General features: G+C 66.3%; 17 protein-coding genes. 8 read left to right on the top strand and 9 right to left on the bottom strand.

The genetic code is table 11. The annotated features are described in order from the left end of the window. Positions 1-47: 47 nt before the first annotated feature. Entirely contained in the window at positions 48-1,208 is a 1,161-nt protein-coding gene (locus LKE06_RS20010) for a lipase family alpha/beta hydrolase (RefSeq protein ID WP_228000828.1), read from the bottom strand. 230 nt (positions 1,209-1,438) lie between these two features. Between LKE06_RS20010 and LKE06_RS20015 the strand changes: the two genes are divergently transcribed. From LKE06_RS20015 to LKE06_RS20025, 3 genes are all read left to right on the top strand, one after another. Further along, entirely contained in the window at positions 1,439-2,470 is a 1,032-nt protein-coding gene (locus LKE06_RS20015) for a FecCD family ABC transporter permease (RefSeq protein ID WP_228000829.1), read from the top strand. After that, on the top strand, positions 2,467-3,246 hold the full coding sequence (locus tag LKE06_RS20020; RefSeq protein ID WP_228000830.1) for an ABC transporter ATP-binding protein: 780 nt from the start codon (positions 2,467-2,469) through the stop codon (positions 3,244-3,246). Before LKE06_RS20015 ends, LKE06_RS20020 begins: the two co-directional genes overlap by 4 nt. Before the next feature lie 163 nt (positions 3,247-3,409). Continuing rightward, positions 3,410-4,435, top strand: coding sequence for an ABC transporter substrate-binding protein (locus LKE06_RS20025; RefSeq protein WP_228000831.1), 1,026 nt, complete (start codon positions 3,410-3,412; stop codon positions 4,433-4,435). Positions 4,436-4,513: 78 nt separating this feature from the next. Here the strand turns inward: LKE06_RS20025 and LKE06_RS20030 are convergent, their stop codons facing one another. Both LKE06_RS20030 and LKE06_RS20035 read right to left on the bottom strand, forming a co-directional pair. Continuing rightward, positions 4,514-4,981 carry an SRPBCC family protein gene (locus LKE06_RS20030; protein ID WP_228000832.1) on the bottom strand — a complete coding sequence of 156 codons (468 nt, stop codon included), beginning with the start codon at positions 4,979-4,981 and terminating at the stop codon, positions 4,514-4,516. Between the two features lie 71 nt (positions 4,982-5,052). Then, entirely contained in the window at positions 5,053-5,646 is a 594-nt protein-coding gene (locus tag LKE06_RS20035; RefSeq protein ID WP_228000833.1) for a TetR/AcrR family transcriptional regulator, read from the bottom strand. 69 nt (positions 5,647-5,715) lie between these two features. Between LKE06_RS20035 and LKE06_RS20040 the strand changes: the two genes are divergently transcribed. Further along, positions 5,716-6,633, top strand: a complete 918-nt coding sequence (locus LKE06_RS20040) for a TIGR03620 family F420-dependent LLM class oxidoreductase (RefSeq protein ID WP_228000834.1) — start codon at positions 5,716-5,718, stop codon at positions 6,631-6,633. A gap of 227 nt (positions 6,634-6,860) precedes the next feature. Here LKE06_RS20040 and bioD read toward each other — a convergent pair whose 3' ends face one another. The 4 genes from bioD to LKE06_RS20055 form a co-directional block, all read right to left on the bottom strand. Continuing rightward, entirely contained in the window at positions 6,861-7,523 is a 663-nt protein-coding gene (gene bioD / locus LKE06_RS20045) for a dethiobiotin synthase (RefSeq protein WP_228000835.1), read from the bottom strand. Continuing rightward, positions 7,520-7,651 (bottom strand): hypothetical protein, encoded by a 132-nt coding sequence (locus LKE06_RS32650; RefSeq protein ID WP_255649457.1) that lies wholly within the window; start codon positions 7,649-7,651, stop codon positions 7,520-7,522. The genes bioD and LKE06_RS32650 overlap by 4 nt, the downstream gene beginning before the upstream one ends. Next, complete coding sequence (locus LKE06_RS20050; protein WP_228000836.1) at positions 7,648-8,802, bottom strand: 8-amino-7-oxononanoate synthase; 1,155 nt, start codon at positions 8,800-8,802, stop codon at positions 7,648-7,650. The genes LKE06_RS32650 and LKE06_RS20050 overlap by 4 nt, the downstream gene beginning before the upstream one ends. A gap of 169 nt (positions 8,803-8,971) precedes the next feature. Further along, complete coding sequence (locus LKE06_RS20055) at positions 8,972-10,234, bottom strand: adenosylmethionine--8-amino-7-oxononanoate transaminase (RefSeq protein ID WP_228000967.1); 1,263 nt, start codon at positions 10,232-10,234, stop codon at positions 8,972-8,974. A gap of 268 nt (positions 10,235-10,502) precedes the next feature. Here LKE06_RS20055 and LKE06_RS20060 point away from each other — a divergent pair, with 268 nt between their 5' ends. The 4 genes from LKE06_RS20060 (at position 10,503) to treY (ending at position 15,529) form a co-directional block, all read left to right on the top strand. Then, entirely contained in the window at positions 10,503-10,757 is a 255-nt protein-coding gene (locus LKE06_RS20060) for a cupin domain-containing protein (RefSeq protein WP_228000986.1), read from the top strand. Beyond that, positions 10,747-10,890 carry a hypothetical protein gene (locus LKE06_RS20065; RefSeq protein ID WP_228000837.1) on the top strand — a complete coding sequence of 48 codons (144 nt, stop codon included), beginning with the start codon at positions 10,747-10,749 and terminating at the stop codon, positions 10,888-10,890. Before LKE06_RS20060 ends, LKE06_RS20065 begins: the two co-directional genes overlap by 11 nt. 83 nt (positions 10,891-10,973) lie before the next feature. Continuing rightward, a complete protein-coding gene (gene glgX / locus LKE06_RS20070) occupies positions 10,974-13,094 on the top strand; it encodes a glycogen debranching protein GlgX (RefSeq protein ID WP_228000838.1) in 2,121 nt (706 codons plus the stop codon). Beyond that, the gene (treY, locus tag LKE06_RS20075) at positions 13,091-15,529 is read left to right on the top strand and encodes a malto-oligosyltrehalose synthase (protein ID WP_228000839.1); all 2,439 of its coding nucleotides are present in this window, start codon (positions 13,091-13,093) and stop codon (positions 15,527-15,529) included. The genes glgX and treY overlap by 4 nt, the downstream gene beginning before the upstream one ends. On the opposite strand, the gene LKE06_RS20080 is transcribed toward treY, so the two are convergent. Together LKE06_RS20080 and LKE06_RS20085 are read right to left on the bottom strand one after the other, a co-directional pair. Then, positions 15,422-16,684, bottom strand: coding sequence for a T6SS phospholipase effector Tle1-like catalytic domain-containing protein (locus LKE06_RS20080; RefSeq protein WP_228000840.1), 1,263 nt, complete (start codon positions 16,682-16,684; stop codon positions 15,422-15,424). The genes treY and LKE06_RS20080 overlap by 108 nt on opposite strands. A 124-nt stretch (positions 16,685-16,808) precedes the next feature. After that, entirely contained in the window at positions 16,809-17,630 is an 822-nt protein-coding gene (locus tag LKE06_RS20085; protein WP_228000841.1) for a methyltransferase domain-containing protein, read from the bottom strand. Between the last annotated feature and the right edge of the window lie 187 nt (positions 17,631-17,817).

The raw sequence follows: 17,817 nt of genomic DNA on the forward strand, positions 1-17,817 counted from the left end.
ACAACCGCCGACCGACGAGCCTGATTCCGAGGGTATCGCGGTGGCTGTCACCGTGGCGCGGTGGCGGTGTTCGCTGACCGGACCTGCTGCTGGAATCGCTGGACAAAGGGCAAGACCTGCTGCTCGATGACCGTGTTGTACTCGCGCGGTCGTTGCATTGGATTGGCGTGGCCGGTATTGCGCGCCAGCACCACAAGCAGGGTGCCGTCGACGCCGCCCGCCCGTTCGATCAACACCTGATGGGAGTACTCGACATCGACGACCGGATCATTGTCCGGATCACGCGGACGGATGAATACAATCGCCGGGCGTGGTTTGCCCAGCGCCGGATGCGACAGCGCGCGTAGGTCGCTGGTCGCTCCACCCGCCACGATCGCGAGGAACTGCGATTCGATGAGTCCATTGCTTGCCGCGTCGCGGGAAAAGATCTTCTCCCGCAACACATCCGATATCACCATCCGCAACTTGTCGAATCGGATGCCAGGCACACCCGCACGATCGAGGAAGCGGTCGCGGCGCGCGTAGGTTTCCACCAGTGATCGCAGCCCTCGGCTCTCCCGGGCCCCGGGCAGCCAGGCCATCCAGCGCACCATGTCCTCCCCCGCACCGCGGCTCTCGGGGCGCACCGCGTTCAGATCCATCGGCGTGCAATCCAGGATGACCGCGACCAGGCGCCGGTCGCTGATGGTATGAATGTGCCTGGCCACCTCCAGCGCGATCACCCCGCCCATGCTGTGCCCGACGAGCACCACATTCTTCAGACCGGACATCTCGGCCGCGCGAATGATCAGCTCCGCGATCACCCTGGTGTCGATACCGCGATTGTCGTATTTGATCGCCCACACCACGCCCATTCGACGCAGGGAGGGCAGCGCCGCCGCCGTATTGCTCGCATTGAGCCCGCCCAAACCGACCATGTCGACGACGACCGTGTCCCAGTTCTCGGTGCCCGCCGGGATGGCGACCGGGAGCACGGCGGGCTCGGTCATGGCCAGCCGTGCCCGCTCCGGGGCAACATCGTGCACCCAGTACTGGGCGAACAGCACCAGTCCGGCGACCAGTAGTGCGGCGACCCGCAGCAGCGCCACTCTGGTCCGGCGCAACGACTTCCACCCGTGACCGACGCGGGTTTCCCGCAGGCGGGCTTTGCGTCGCGCGTTGTCCCAGTCCGTGACAGTGGAGGGGTGCCGTTCCTCCAACGGCGACATCTCTTCACTGTAGGCACGTTTTCGGACCGTGCCAGGCGAGCACCGCCCACCCGGCGGGACCGAAAACCCGACCGCCCGGTAAAGTTCGGCTGGTCATCCCCGGCGGGTGCGGGAATCCCGGTGAAATTCCGGAACGGTCGCGCCACTGTGATCGCCCTCGCGGCGAAAGTCAGACCTCCCTCGCCTAGACAACTCTAGAGAGGCCGCGACTTGCCTATGGAGCACCGACGATGATCCGTATGCGGACGTCGATCGTCATTCCAGTTCTCGGGATACTGCTGTTGTGCGCGATGATCATCGCGACCGGATTCGGTGCCGAGACCCTGCCGGTGTCATCGGTGCTCGAGGTATTGAGCCACCGGCTGACCGGCCGCGCGGCCACCGATCTGAGCCTGGACACCATCGTGTGGCAGTTGCGGGTGCCACGCACCCTGCTCGCCGCCATCGTCGGTGCGGGCCTGGCCCTCGCGGGTGCGGCAATGCAGACGCTGGTGCGCAATCCGCTGGCCGACCCGTACCTGCTCGGCGTGTCGTCCGGTGCCGGCGTGGGGGCGGCGGCGGTCATCACGTCCGGGCTCTTCGCGGGCGCCGGAGTGTGGGCATTATCCGGCGGAGCGCTGGCGGGGGCGTTCGCGGCCGCGGCGCTGGTGTTCGTGATCGCCGTCGCGCAGGGCGGGCTGACGCCGCTGCGGCTGGTGCTGACCGGCACCGTTCTCGGCTCGGCGTTCGCGGCATTGAGCAGCTATCTGGTCTTCCGCAGCTCGGATCCCGCTGCGGCACAATCGGTCCTGTTCTGGCTGCTCGGTAGCCTCGCGGGCGCCGACTGGACGAAGATCGTGTTACCGCTGTGCGTGGTCATCGCCTGCGGCCTCGCGCTGCTGGCGGCCAGCGGCTGGCTGGACGGGCTCACTCTCGGCGCCGAAACCGCTGCGTCCGTTGGTGTCCCGGTCAAGACACTGCGCATCGGTCTGTTCGCGCTACTCGCGGTGCTGGTCGGCGTGCTCGTCGCGGTCTCCGGCGGTATCGGTTTCGTCGGGCTGGTCATTCCGCATGCCGCCCGCCTGCTCGTCGGCCCCCGCCACCGCATCCTGCTACCCAGTTGCGCCCTGTGCGGCGCACTGTTCCTCGTCATCGCCGACGCGGCGACCCGCATCCTGGTGCGCCCCACCGAGATTCCGGTCGGCGTACTGACCGGCCTCATCGGCGCACCCGCATTCCTGATCCTGCTCGGTCGCCGCCGCTACCAGTTCGGTGAATCATGATCACGTTGCAAGTGAATGGCCTGACGTGTGCGGCCGGGCGCCGAACGATAGTTACCGACGCGAATTTCAGCGTCCGCGCCGGGGAGATCATCGGCATCGTCGGCCCGAACGGCAGTGGTAAGACCACACTGATACATGTGCTCGCCGGTATCAAGCGGCCGAAGCAGGGGCAGGTGCTCGCGAATGGGCAGGTGCTGCACGAGCTTTCGCAGCGGCAACGCGCCAGGACCGTAGCACTCGTAGCGCAGGACGAACGGCCACCCGCCGATCTGCGGGCGGGCGAGGTGGTTTCACTGGGGCGCACGCCCTACCTACCACCGTGGGGTGCGGGTTCACCACGGGAACACCGCACGATCGAGGAGGCGCTGGCGGCCGTCGATCTGGCCGGGTTCGCCGAGCATCCGGTGCACCGGCTCTCCGGCGGTGAGCGACAACGCGTATTGCTGGCCAGGGCGATGGTGCAGGACACGCCACTACTGCTACTGGACGAACCGACCAACCACCTGGACATCACCCATCAGCTAGAGCTACTCGCCCGCACCCGCACGCTGAACCGCACGGTGGTCATGGCCCTGCACGATCTCTCGCTGGCCGATCGGTATTGCGACCGAATTCTGGTGCTACACAAAGGCCGTGCCCACCCGCTGGAACCACCGGCGGCCGCATTGCGGCCCGACATCGTCGACGAGGTTTTCGACGTTCGCGCGATCCGCGTCCCGCATCCCGATACGGGCGACTCGCATCTATTGATCACCCCGCGCGAGGCGCGCTCGTGAACCACCGATCGCGGCACTCGGCAAACCGCCGATATCGGCTATCCAGCGACGGCCACCTCTTTCGGCCTCGGGCCTTCGATCAACGACCGGCACGCCCGGCCGCTCCTGACCCGCAGCGACCGGTGAGCCGACGCGCTCGATCAACCCTCCGAAAGGCGCACCCATGAAACCTATTTCCCGAGCTCTTGCCACGTCCGTACTTGTCGCGGCATTGGCAGCATGCGGCAGCCAGACCCAGGCGACCACTGGGCTGACCCTGCGCAATTGCGATACCGACGTACTGTTTCCCGCACCCGCGCAGCGCCTTTTCGTCAATGACGGCAACCTGATCTCGATGGTTCTCGCGCTCGGCGCGCAGGACAAGGTCGCTGCGGTCTCGAGCCTGCAGCGCGACGCGGACACCTTGCGCAAACATTACGGCCCGGTGGTAGATGAGTTGAAAACGGTTGCCCCCGAGTATCCTTCGCGCGAAACAGTGCTCGCTCAGCGTCCTGACGTCATGGTCGCGGGCTGGAGTTACGGCTACGACGAGGCCAAGAACCTCACCCCGGCCACATTACGCAAGGACGGCGTCGCCGCCTACGTGCTCACCGAGAGCTGCCGCCAGCTCGACGGTGAACGCCAGCGCGGCATTACCGATCCGTGGACCGCACTGCGCACCGACCTGACCAATCTCGGCACCATCACCGGCCACACCGACCACGCCACCGAGGTAACCGCCGACCTCGATCGCAGGCTCGCGGCCCTGAATTCCGCACCACAACCAGATCGCGAACCGACCGTCTTCCTATTCGACAGCGCCAGCGACACCATCTACTCGAGCGGCAAATTCGGTGCGCCCCAGGCGATCCTGGAGGCAGCGGGCGCCCGCAATATCCTCGACGACGTCGAGGACAGCTGGACCACGGTTTCCTGGGAACGCCTCGCCGCCGCCGACCCCGACGCGATTATGTTCGTCGACTACCCACAACAGTCCTTCGCCGAGAAAGTCGACCTGCTACGCGCCAAACCGGGCATCAATCAACTCCGCGCCATCACCGAGGGCCACTTCCTGAACCTGCCCTACGCGATGTGGACCAGCGGTCCGCTCAATATCGACGCCGCCGAACAGATCCGCAAGCAGTTCGAACGCTGGAACATGGTGCCCGCCTCCACCGTCGAGCCACGCGCCGACGACGCCGTGCGGTAACGCACCACGCTCATGACTGCGCCTCGCGAGGGTTCGGCTCCGTCACGAGCGACTGCTCGGCTGTGCCCTGTTGTTCGCTCATGGCACCTCGCCGGTCTCTGCGAGTGCGGCGAGCTTGCCGAGCGAGATGCGCCAGCCGAGCTCGTTGTCGTCGAGCGGGACGCCGCCGGGCAGGCCGTCGTGCATGGCCATGATGTCGGTGCCGCCGTCGGCTTCGGTGAGCCGGTAGGTGATGGTCATTTCGCCGCGCACCGCCGGGTCGTCGGTCTCGAATTCGACCATCTGAACTACCTGCTCGTCCGGCACCAATGTCACGAATCGCCCGTGAAAGGTGTCGGTCTGCGCGCTGGTCTTGCCCGCTTCGGTCGGCTCGTCGTAGGTGAGCGAGATCCGGAATGCGCCGCCTTCCCGCGCATCGAATTCATGCACTCGACTGGTCATCCCCGTCGGCACCTGCCAAATCGCCACCGCCCGCGGGTCGAGGAGCAGCCGATACACAACTGCCCGCGGTGCGTTCACATGCCAGCCGATTTTGGTACTGCCCATGGATAAACCCTAGTACCCACCGCCGCCCGGGCTCGGGTGAATAACCAGGCGCGGCCACCCGATCCATCGAGCTATGGCCGCGTAGCGCGCGGCGACGAGTGCTTCTCGTAGAGCGCGTCCAAGACGAGGTCGAGGAGGCGTTCGGGCCGGTCGGGGTCGGGGCCGTGCCGGGCGGTGGTCAGGGCGATGCCGACAACGAGCTGGATGACATCGCCCGCGCGGGCATCCTCGCGCACGCTACCCGCCCGCTGGGCGCGTGCCAGCACGGCATGGGCGGCTTCGTGAATCGCGGCATGACAGTCGAACCCTGGATCGACCGGGTCGGTCAGTGCGACTCCACCGAGGCCGTGGTCGGTCCGTGCGTGGGTCAGGAATGCGCGCAACCATTCGCGTAGTGCGTCATCCGGGTCAGTGGCCGACATCAATTCGTCCGCTCGCGCGCGTAATGCTTCGATGCGCTCGCGCAGCACCGCCCCCAACAATGCCTGCCGGCTGGGGAAGTGCCGGTAGAGCGTGCCCGGTCCGACATTCGCGCGACGGGCGATCTCGTTGAGCGACGCGTCTGGGCCTTCCTCGGCGAACGTCTCGGCGGCGGCACTCAGCACGCGCTGGTAGTTGCGCTGCGCGTCGGCTCGCATACCGGCCCCTTCGTCAATTCTTGTCATCCGGAGAAGTTCTCCGTATCGTATCCCAAGTTAAACGGAGAACCTCTCCGGAACGATCTGGGAGATGTAATGACAGAACAGCAACTGGGCAGTGTCGGGATCTGGACGTTCGCGTTCGAGAGCCAGCCCGCCGGACGAGTCCGTGATGCGGCCGCCGAACTCGAGGAACTCGGTTACGGCACACTGTGGTTCGGCGAGGCGTTCGGCCGGGAAGCAATGGGGCAGGCGTGGCTGCTGCTCACCGCGACCGAGCACGTCGTGGTCGCCGCCGGAATCGCCAATGTCGCCTTCCGCGATCCGATCGCGATGGCGACCGCGGAACGCACGCTCGGCGACGCGTTCCCCGGCCGCTTCCTGCTCGGACTCGGCGGTCACCGGGTCGGGGGGCAAACCGGCGTGCTCGACGGCTATCCGATGCCCGCGATCGGGAGCAGGCCACTGACGGTGATGCGTGACTATCTCGACGCGATGGACGCGGTACCGCACCACGGCCCAGTTCCAGACCCGGCGCCGCGCCGCGTGCTCGCCGCGCTCGGACCGAAGATGCTCGAATTGGCCGCTGAGCGCACGGGGGGCGCACATCCGTATTTCGTGCCCGTCGAACACACCGAACTCGCCCGCCGGATCATGGGTCCGCACGCCACCCTGGCCGTAGAGCAGGCCGTAGTCCTGGACACCGACCGAACCCGTGCGCGGGCGGTGGCCCGTGCGCATGTCGCCGGGTATGTCGAATCGGCACCGCATCAGCAGGCGAATGTGCGGCGGCTCGGATTCGGTGACGCCGATATCGTCGGCGGTCCAAGCGATCGCCTTGTCGACGCGATCGTCGCCTACGGAGACATCGACGCGATCGAGCGGCGGGTGCGCGAGCACCTCGCGGCCGGTGCCGACCACGTCTGCCTCCAGGTGCTGACCGCCGATGCCGCCGAGCTGCCGATGCCGCAATGGCGCGAACTCGCGGGGCTGGCGGCCACTGTGTCCGCGTGAATCACAGCGCTGGACATGGCCCGAAGGCGAAGTAGCGCAGTCTATTACGTCACGACGTCGCCGCATGCGGCCGGTCATCGGCCGCTGAGAACGGCACGGAACTCAGATACCACCCGGTACCTGCCAGGCATGGAACCACCCGGGAGCCTCAGCAGTGAAGTGTTTGCGATCCTTCACGTCCACACGCGGGCACAGGCACCGAAAGCCGTCAGATGCGCACCGACACGTCACCAAGCGCGGGTGAACCACCCAGGAGCCGCGGTAGTGAAATGTTCGCGATTCATGGCGGCCGCACCGGCGGGGACAGCGCCGATAATGTCTACGCCGGTTACCGTCGGCAGATCTGTGCGATTGCACTCGGCTGCCAGGTCCGGGTGCGACGGCCAGGAGCCGATTACCAGGCCGGCGCACTCGACGCCCGCCGATCGCAGTGCACGCGTAGTCAATTCGCTGTGGTTGAGGGTTCCCAGACCGGCGGCTGCGACGACAAGCACCGGGGCCGTGAGTTTTTGGGCGAGGTCGAGGAGGGTGAATTCACCGAATCGGACCAGCAGGCCGCCCGCGCCCTCGACCAGGGTCAGATCGGCGTCGGCGAGATCGTCTATGGCGGCGACGGTTTCACCGAGTGTCAATGCGGGCTGTCCACATCGCCGTGCCGCGGTGTCGGGGGCCAGCGGGTCGGGGTAACGCGCCAGTTCGACTGCTCTGGGCACCCCGGTAAGGCGTTGGATTTCGGCGAGATCGCCGGGTTCGCCTGGGGCGATGCCGGTTTGGGCCGGTTTGCAGACAGCCACGGATCGACCGGCGGCATGCGCGCTCGCCGCGATGGCGGCAGTGACGATGGTTTTACCGACATCGGTCGAGGTTCCGGTGATCAGCAAGACGCTCATGCCGCGCCCGCCGATCCAAGGATGCCCACCGCGACGATCATGTTGGCACTCAGACCAACCGACGGCAGTTTGTTGATCGCAGCGATACGTGCCGGTGCCGGTGCCGGTGCCGCAGTGTCATCACTCATGCGCGCAACACATCCAATCCGCGCGCCTCGGCCAGTACCTCGCCGAGAACCGTTGCGATGACGTCGAGTTCATCGGCGGTGAGGTCGGCGCGGGCAGTGAGCCGCAGCCGCGAAGTACCCTCCGGCACCGACGGCGGCCGGAAACAGCCGACATCCAGACCACGCGCCCGGCAGTTCTGCGCGGCGTCGTAGGCGAGCCGCGCCTCGCCGAGCACCACCGACACCACCGCCGAATCCGGTGCCGCCACACCGGCAATGCGTGCGATATCGGCGGCCCGCTCCAGAACCCGGCCCGCCATCTCCGGTTCACGACGTAACAGTGCCAGCGCCGCGCGCGCGGCACCGACAGCCCCGGGAGCGAGTCCGGTGTCGAAGATGAAGGTGCGCGCGGTATCGATCAAATGCGCGCGGACACGCGCGTCGGCCAACACCACACCACCCTGTGCGGCCAAGGCTTTGGAGAGCGTCGCGGTGATCACCACATCCGTGGCTCCGGCCAAACCGACCTCGTGCACCAGCCCGCGCCCACCACTGCCGCGCACCCCCAACCCGTGCGCCTCGTCCACGATCAGCACCGCGCCATTGGCCCGCGCAACCCGATGCAATTCGGCCAACGGGGCCAGGTCGCCGTCTGCGCTGAACACCGAATCGGTGAGTACGAGTGCGCGCTCCTCCGTACGCTCGGCCAGCAGCCGATCGACCGCGTCCACATCCCGGTGCGCCGCGATCTCGACCCGTGCCCGCGACAACCGGCAGGCATCAACAAGCGAGGCGTGACTGCCCGCGTCGGAGACGACCAGCGACCCACGCCCGGCCAGCGCGGTCACTACCCCGAGATTCGCCGCATACCCCGACGCGAACACCAATCCGGTCTCCGCCCCGACGAATTCGGCGAGCTCGGCTTCGAACAGCTCATGTTCGGCGGTGGTGCCGGTGACCAACCGCGACCCGGTCGACCCGGCCCCCCAGCGTCGTACCGAGTCGACCGCGCCCTCGATCACCTCCGGGTGGCGCACCAGCCCGAGGTAGTCATTGGACGCGAGGTCGATCGACGACGACAACATCGCCCGTGGTCGTAGCGCACGACGCAATCCCGCCCTCACTCGCTCGGCGGCACGCTCGTCCAACCAGCCCAATGGATCGGTAACCACAGCTCCGGAGCATACTTGAACACCGTTCAGGATTCACTCTCGGGTGTCGTCGACGTTCAGCGCCGACAACTGCCCGGCACCGCTCGCAGCGCCACTGCCACCCCGGCGACCACCGACAATGCGACGTTCAGGTGACCGGGTCGCGATATCGGGCCTGGCAGCCGCCCGATCAGGCGATCGCCGCCGCGACCATGGCGGTAGTAATGCGCTCGACATCCTCGGTGCTGCTGATGAACGGTGGCATCGTGTAGATCAGATCGCGGAAGGGCCGCAACCAGACACCCGCCGCGACGGCCGCGTCGGTCGCCTTTCGCATATCCACCGGATGATCGAGCTGAATGACGCCGATTGCCCCGAGCACTCGCACCTGCGCGACCCCGGGCAGCGCGCGGGCAGGTGCCAGCCCTGCGGTCAGCTCGGTTTCGATGCGGTCGACCTCGCCGCGCCAATCCCGTTGCCGCAGTAGTTCTATCGAGGCCACGGCAATCGCGCAGGCCAGTGGGTTGCCCATGAACGTCGGGCCGTGCATCAGGCCGCCGTGCTCGGCGCTGATGGTCTCGGCGATACGAGTGCTACACAACGCGGCGGCCAGGGTCAGATACCCGCCGGTCAACGCTTTGCCGACACACATCACATCCGGGCTCACCCCGGCATGGTCGGCCGCGAAGAGCCTTCCGGTGCGGCCGAATCCGGTGGCGATCTCATCGAAGATCAGCAGCACACCGTGTTCGTCACACAGTCGGCGCAGCTCGGTGAGGTAGCGCGGATCATGCCAGCGCATACCACCCGCGCCCTGCACCACCGGTTCCACGATGACGGCGGCGAGTTCGCCGGCGTGCGTGGCCAGCACCCGCTCGAGCTCGGCCACATAGCCGGGCCGGTAGTCGCGCGGCGGCGCGGGTGCGAAGATCTGGGTGGCCAGTACATCGGTCCACAGCGCGTGCATGCCGCCGTCTGGGTCGCAGACGCTCATCGGGGTGAACGTGTCACCGTGATAGCCACCACGCCAGGTCAGCAGCCGCCGCTTGTCCGGCTTGCCGACCGCACGCCAGTACTGCAGGCACATTTTCACCGCGACCTCGACCGACACCGACCCCGAATCGCACAGGAACACCTTGTCGAGCCCAGACGGCGTGAGCTCGACCAGCAGTTCGGACAGCCGGGTCGCGGGCTCATGGGTGAGTCCACCGAACATCACGTGACTCATCCGCTGCGACTGCTCGACCAGCGCCGCGTCCAGTACCGGATGCCGATAGCCGTGAATGGCCGCCCACCACGAGCTCATGCCGTCGACGAGTTCCCGCCCATCGGCCAGCGTCAGCTTGGTGCCGGACGCGGAGGCCACCACGAGCGGCTCGGTCGTCGCCGGGAAGCCGCCGTAGGGATGCCAAACATGTTCGGCATCGATTGCCGTGATCTCGTCGGGGGTCATTGCCACAGGGATTCCTCGCGGTCGAGCGAAGGCCCCAGCCTCTCCGGGGCGAGCTTGAACAGCGTTCAAGTTACCACCGGAGGTGGGCGAGTTCGACGGGCTATGGTGATGCACTCGTGCGACGAGCGCGCCGGACGCTGCCGAGGGCGGCTGGGTAGTCGAGACCGGCATACCGGTTCCCGACCCGAGGGGCGACGGCTTAGCGACTGGCGCCGGTTGGATAGCCAGGGTGGCGACCCCGTACTCTCCGGTGCCAAATCCGACGCCGGTGACACGAAACTACTCGCCGACCTGGTACGCACCGACCGGCCGGCTGCCCGTCATCGTCGACGGCACCGAAACCATCGTGAATCCCGGCGATTCGATGACGGCCCCACCCCATGTCGTGCACGAATTCTGGAGTGAGACAGCCGACACCGAGTTCGACCACGAAATCCGTCCACCACTGCGGCACTGGGCCATGTTCGAGCTGTGGCACAACCTGGAGACCGCGGGAACCCACCCGCTCGCGCATGCCGCGTGACCTGCTGGCCCTCGCGTTGCTGTGGGATTACCAGGACGGTTATCTCGCGGACATCCCCGCGTGGCTACAACGCGCCGCACTGGGCAGTCTTGCCCGCGTCACCAGGCGGGCATGCTACCAGCATCGCTGGTAGAAAACCAGCTACGACCAGGACTGACGCCCGCGGCCCTCACCACGCGGACAGAACGCGACACCGCTGCCGCTAATCTCGTTGCTATGGTTCAGCCCGACGCAGCACCCGGTGACGTGACGCCACTAGGTGTGTGGCCCGGCACCGCCTACCCGTTGGGCGCGACCTACGACGGGGCAGGCACCAATTTTTCGGTGTTCTCCGAGGTCGCCGCTGCCGTAGAGCTGTGCCTGATCGCCAGGGACGGCACCGAGACCCGGGTGCCACTCGACGAGGTCGACACCTATGTGTGGCACGCGTATTTGCCCACCGTCGGCCCGGGCCAGCGCTACGGTTTCCGAATACACGGGCCCTACGACCCGGATCGTGGATTGCGGTGCGATTCAAGTAAATTGCTGCTCGATCCCTACGGCAAGGCGTTCGACGGCGAATTCGACAATGATCCGTCGCTCTACACCTACGGCCTGGATTCGCTGGGGCACACCATGACCGGCGTCGTGATCAACCCATTCTTCGATTGGGGCGCCGACCGCGCGCCGAAGCGGCCCTACCACGAGACGGTGATATACGAAGCGCACGTCAAAGGCATGACGATGACGCACCCCGATATCCCGGAGGAGCTGCGCGGCACGTACGCGGGCATCGCGCACCCGGCCATCGTCGGACACCTGAAGAGCCTCGGCATCACCGCGATCGAGCTGATGCCGGTGCACCAATTCCTGCACGACCATGTCCTTTTGGACCAGGGCCTGCGAAATTACTGGGGCTACAACAGCTTCGGCTATCTGGCACCGCACAACGAATACGCCGCCAGCCCGCGCGGCGGCGCGGCGGTCACCGAGTTCAAGGCGATGGTGCGCGCTCTGCACGCCGAGGACATCGAAGTGATCCTCGATGTGGTCTACAACCACACCGGCGAGGGCAATCACCTGGGCCCGACGCTGGCGTTTCGCGGTATCGACAACGCCGCCTACTACCGGCTGACCGACGACGACCCGTCGCGCTACATGGATTACACGGGCACCGGCAACAGCCTCAACGTGCGTCATCCGCACGCGTTGCAGCTGATCATGGACTCGCTGCGCTACTGGGTGCTCGACATGCACGTCGACGGGTTCCGCTTCGACTTGGCCGCCACCCTGGCCCGCGAACTGCACGACGTGGACCGGCTGTCGACGTTTTTCGATCTGGTGCAACAGGATCCGGTGGTCAGTCAGGTCAAGCTGATCGCCGAACCGTGGGACGTCGGCGAGGGCGGCTATCAGGTCGGCAACTTCCCGGGACTGTGGACCGAGTGGAACGGCAAATACCGCGACACCGTCCGCGACTATTGGCGCGGCGAGCCCGCGACACTCGGCGAGTTCGCCTCCCGCCTCACCGGCTCCTCGGACCTCTACGAAGACACCGGCCGCAGACCGACCGCAAGCATCAACTTCATCACCGCGCACGACGGCTTCACACTGCGAGACCTGGTGTCCTACAACGAGAAGCACAACGAGGCCAACGGCGAGGGCAACCGCGACGGTGAAACCTGGAATCGCTCCTGGAATTGCGGTGCGGAAGGCCCCACCGACGATCCGGAGGTGCTCGCGTTGCGCGACAAGCAAAGTCGCAATCTGCTGGCGACGCTCGTACTCAGCCAGGGCACCCCGATGCTGGCACACGGTGACGAAATGGGGCGAACCCAACAGGGGAACAACAATGTGTATTGCCAGGATTCCGCGCTGGCTTGGATGGATTGGTCACTGATGCAGACGAATTCGAGCCTGCTCGACTTCACCCGCAACGTCATCACATTGCGCACCGAGCATCCGGTCTTCCGGCGCAGGCGATTCCTGAAGGGCGGGCCGATCCGGTCCGAGGAGCATGCCCGCGATATCGCCTGGCTGACGCCGGCCGGTCAGCAGATGACGCCCGCCGATTGGGACAGCGGCTTCGGCAAATCACTGACCGTGTATCTCAACGGGCGCGGCATTCCCGAACCCGGCCCACGCGGCGAGCAGATCACCGACGATTCATTCCTGCTGTGCTTCAACGCGCACGACGCCGCCCTCGATTTCACCTTGCCCGGTATCGATTACGGCACCGAATGGTCGGTGGCACTGGACTGCTCGGTGCCTGACGGCCGCTCCGAGGCCGACTATCCGGCGGCCGCCACGATCCCCATCCCCGCCCGCTGCCTGCTCGCCCTCCGTTGCACCCCATGACCGACACAGCGATGACCGAGACCAAGACACACTTCACCGATCCGATCTCCCTCGGCCGCACCCAGTCCAGGCAGACCCCGATCCGCAGCACCTACCGGCTACAGCTACGGCCCGACGCGCTGACCTTCGCCGACGCTCGCACCATCGCGGAATACCTACAGCAGCTCGGTATCTCGCATCTGTACCTGTCCCCGATCCTCACCGCGGCGCACGGTTCGACGCACGGCTACGACGTCACCGACCCCACCACCGTGTCGGCGGTGCTCGGCGGCCCGGCCGGGCTCAAGGCGCTCTCGGATGAGGTGCGCAGCCGCGGCATGGGGTTGATCGTCGATCTGGTGCCCAACCATGTCGGCGTCGCCGATCCGCAGCAGAACCCGTGGTGGTGGGATGTGCTGCGCAACGGGCGCGAATCGAAGTTCGCGCACTACTTCGATATCGACTGGAGTCCGGGCAACGGCGCGGGCGGACGGCTGGCGCTGCCGGTGCTACAGAGCGAAAACGACCCCGCCGCACTGACGGTGGATCGCACCGGCGCGGAACCGATGCTGGCACTGCACGATCTGCGATTCCCGATCGCCACGGACACCGATGGCGACAATGCGTTGCGAATCCACGACAAGCAGCACTATCGCCTGGTCAGCTGGAAGGCCGGGCTGTGCACCTATCGTCGGTTCTTCGCCGTGAGCAGCCTGGCTTCGATACGCCAGGAAGACCCCGAGGTCTTCGAGGTCACCCATCGCGAACTCACCGCATGGTGCGAACACGACCTCATCGACGGTGTACGGGTCGACCACCCCGACGGATTGTCCTATCCTGCCACCTATCTGGCGAAGCTGCGCAGGCTCATCGGCCCGCAACGGCTACTACTCGTCGAAAAGATCCTCGCGAACCGCGAACCCCTCGACACAACCCTGCCGATCGACGGCACCACCGGCTATGACGCGCTCGCCGATTTCGGCGGGGTGCTCATCTACCCGGACGGCGAGAACACGCTGACCGAACTGTCGCGCCGGATCGCCGGGCACGGCAGCGATCGCACGTGGATCGGCGAGACCGAACATCGGATCAAACGCGCGGTAGCGGAAAGCATTCTGGCGCCGGAGATCCGGCGGCTGGTCAGCGCTGTCAAACGCGACGCGCGCGCCGAGAGTTTCGACACCATGGCGCTGACCAATGCCACCATCGAGGTGCTGGCGTTCATGCCGGTGTACCGGGTCGACTATGCGCCGCTGGCCGGTATGACCGGCGCGGTCGTCGCCGAGGTGGAGAAACGCAACACCGAACTCACCGCGCCGCTGGCAGTACTGGTTGCCGCGCTGGCCGCGGGCGGCGAGGCCGGTGTGCGTTTCAGCCAGGTCTGCGGGGCGCTGACCGCCAAGGCTGTCGAGGACACCATGTTCTATCAGGCGGCGCGGCTGGTGTCATTGCAGGAGGTCGGCGGAAACCCGGCCCGATTCGGCCACTCGCTCAACGAGTTCCACCTGTCCAATAGCGAACGCGCACAGCGCTGGCCGGCCACGATGACCACCCTGTCCACCCACGACACGAAGCGCGGCGAGGACGTACGCGCCCGGATCGGAGTGCTGTCCCAGGTCGCGGAGACCTGGTCGCGGGCGGTCGAGTCCTGGCAGGAGTCCACGCCGGGTCCCGACGGCGCGACGACACTGTTCCTGCTGCAGAACATGTTCGGTGTCTGGCCCGCCGACGGGCGACCCGCCTCATCGGTATCCGGTCTGCGCGAGCGATTGCACCGGTTCGCCGAGAAGGCGATTCGCGAAGCGGGCGTCCACACCTCATGGGAGGAACCCGACGCCGAGTTCGAGACGAAGGTGCACGGCTGGCTCGACACGGTGATCGATGGCCCGGTCGGCTCCGAAATAGGCGATCTAGTGCACGAAATGGCACCGCATGCCTGGTCGGATTCGCTGTCGCAGAAGCTTTTACAACTGTGCGGCCCTGGCATCCCGGACATCTACCAGGGTTGCGAGTTGTGGGAAGACTCCCTTGTCGATCCTGACAACCGGCGCCCGGTGGATTTCGGGGCGCGGGCCGGACTACTGCAATCACTCACCGGCACACCGGCTTTGAATACCAACGGCGCGGCGAAGATGTGGATCGTCGCCTATGCGCTGTGGTTGCGCCGGGAACGCCCGGATTGCTTCGTCGGCGGCACCTACCTGCCGCTGTTCGCCACCGGTGACCACGCGAGCAGACTGGTGAGTTTCGCTCGCGGCCGAGCCGGTGAGACACCCGAGGTGATCGTCGCGGCCACCCGGCACAGTGTGGGCCTCGCCGAAACCGGTTGGGGCGACACTACCTTGGAGCTACCACCGGGCAGCTGGACCGACCGGCTGACCGGCCACACCTTCCAGGGCCGCGCCCGGCTCGAAAAGCTCTTCACTCGCCTGCCCGTCGCCCTGCTCGTGCGGTGACGGCGCCGTCACCGCACCGGTCTGCTCGATGACGTACTCCGGGAACATACCGCCGAACTCCGCACGCCAGCGCCGCAGATTCGCGGGCTCGTAATCGGGCATGTCCTGGGTGCTCGACGCGACCCGCACGCATTGATCCCGCGGCGTCTCAAGTCGCCGCCAAGAGTTCCACAGGAAGCGGTTACTGCGCGGATGACGGAGCGCCCGAACCAGATTCAGGATTCGGTAGCCGACGCCAAGGGAATCATGCAGCTTGGCGTGTTCGGCGCCCCTCGCGGCGCGACACTGCTGTGCCAGCGTCTCGAGTCGCTGCCTGTCGAAGGTGAGACCGACCGACTCGGCCTCGGTCACCATCCACTGCAGGGTGATATCGGACAAGCCACACTCGGTGTAGCCGCCACCCACGTCGCTGTGCACACCTTCGAACCACACCTGCTTGACCCGCTGGAAGTTGCGGCGGTACTTGATATTCGGCTCGATCGGCACCTCCCAGAGACACGGCTCGAAATTGCGCCGCCGCTCGTCGATCGCCAGGGCGTGCCGCGCGCAGTGCACATTCGACGAGAGCTTCACGTCGTGGAATCGGTACCGTAGCGAGGTCAGCCCGGGTACACCGAGCGCGCCGACGGTGTCGAACACGCCGAGGAAGTCGATCTTGGCGGGATGACGGCAGTGCTCGCGGCGGAAGTCGATCCACTCCGGCGGCTCCGGCGGTGCCGGGTTCTCCTTCGTCCGCACCGGCGCGGGCTGCTGATGAATCCGCAAGGCGTCCGGGTATTTACCGGCGATCATCGCATCGGGAGTCATGATCCCGATGCGACCGATCAGCCCGGCCAGGCTGCGCGCGGTGAACGCGCCGCGGCTGAAGCCGAAAATGTAGATCTCGTCGCCCGGCTCCCAGTTCAGCGCCAGATGCCAATAGGCCGAGGACAGATTCGCCTCGAGCCCGAGCCCGAAGGCACCGCCCATCAGGCGATCGGCGAGGAATCCGCGTGCGCCCGGCCCTGATACGTAGCTGACCCACTGCTGGATCGTCTCGCCCGAGGGCCCCTTCGCCTCGAAACTGATCGTCTGCGCGATCTTGATAATGTTCGATACCGTGTTGCTCGATTCGGCCTTCCAAGTGCCGTCACAACAAATCACCAGACGTTTCATGGGCTAATTCTCCCGCCACATCCCCGTTCGAAACCTGCGTACCGGACTACTCGAATCATCGCTGTCCACGCTCGGGATGTTAATGAAAACAACGCACTTCACCTCGATTGGGCTCAGTCATCGGCTACCGCTTGTGCGCCGATACCGCGAACATCGTCACCGACAGGTGGTAGTCGCCGGCGGCGAAGCCCGCGTCCAGATCGGCGCGAAATCGATCGTGCTGCTCGGCGGTGATCGCACCGGCTTCCACCGCACGCCTGGACATCTCGCCGAACAGCGGCAGCGCCGTGGCGGGCTCCCAGATCACCGCCTCGGAGCCCATATCGTCGATCACGAAGTTCGCGGCCACCAGCAGGCCACGTAGTCGTCGACCAGAGCGCGGATTGGGGGTACTCACCAGCAACGACGCCGACATCGCCGCGACGACCGACGGATCACCCGGATGCGTGATGGCGGTATGCCAGTCGGTATCGATGAGCAGCACCCGACCGCCAGGTCGCAGCACCCTCGCGATCTCGGCGGTGGCCGCCACCGGATCGTCGAGATGCTGATAGACCCGCTCGCATCGGATCGCATCGAAATACCCGTCCGGGAACGGCAATCGGTACACTGAGCCCTCGGCGAATCGGGCGGCCGAACCGGCTGCTGCGGCGCGACGACGGGCGAGGGCCACCATGGCGGGATTCGGGTCGATCCCGACCGCGTCGCCGTCGGCGCCTACTCGCTCGGCGAACGTCATCGCCTCCGACCCGGTGCCCGACCCGATGTCGAGGGCACGCTCCCCCACTCCGACCGCGAGCGCGTCGTGCGCCCATCGGCGCATCCGTTTGATGCCCGGCAGCGCGGCCTGCGCGTCGAGAAGGGCGACGAGCATGTCGATCTGTCCCGAATCGACCTGATCGGCGTGGAACGACGGTCCCCGGCTGCTCATGTCCTCGTGTGCCATATGGCCGACGCTACTCCGGGAACGCCAATGCGCGAGGCAGTCTGACCAGCACGTATTCATGCAGCGGAACTCGGGTACCTGTGTGATGCGACCGCCGCAACCGTGACATCCAGACCGACCTCAACCGCGCGACGGCCTGCCTGACCCAGCTCCCAGGTGCGGCGCACCTGATCGTGGTGCGCGTCGA

Source organism: Nocardia australiensis, from assembly GCF_020733705.1.
Lineage (GTDB): Bacteria > Actinomycetota > Actinomycetes > Mycobacteriales > Mycobacteriaceae > Nocardia > Nocardia australiensis.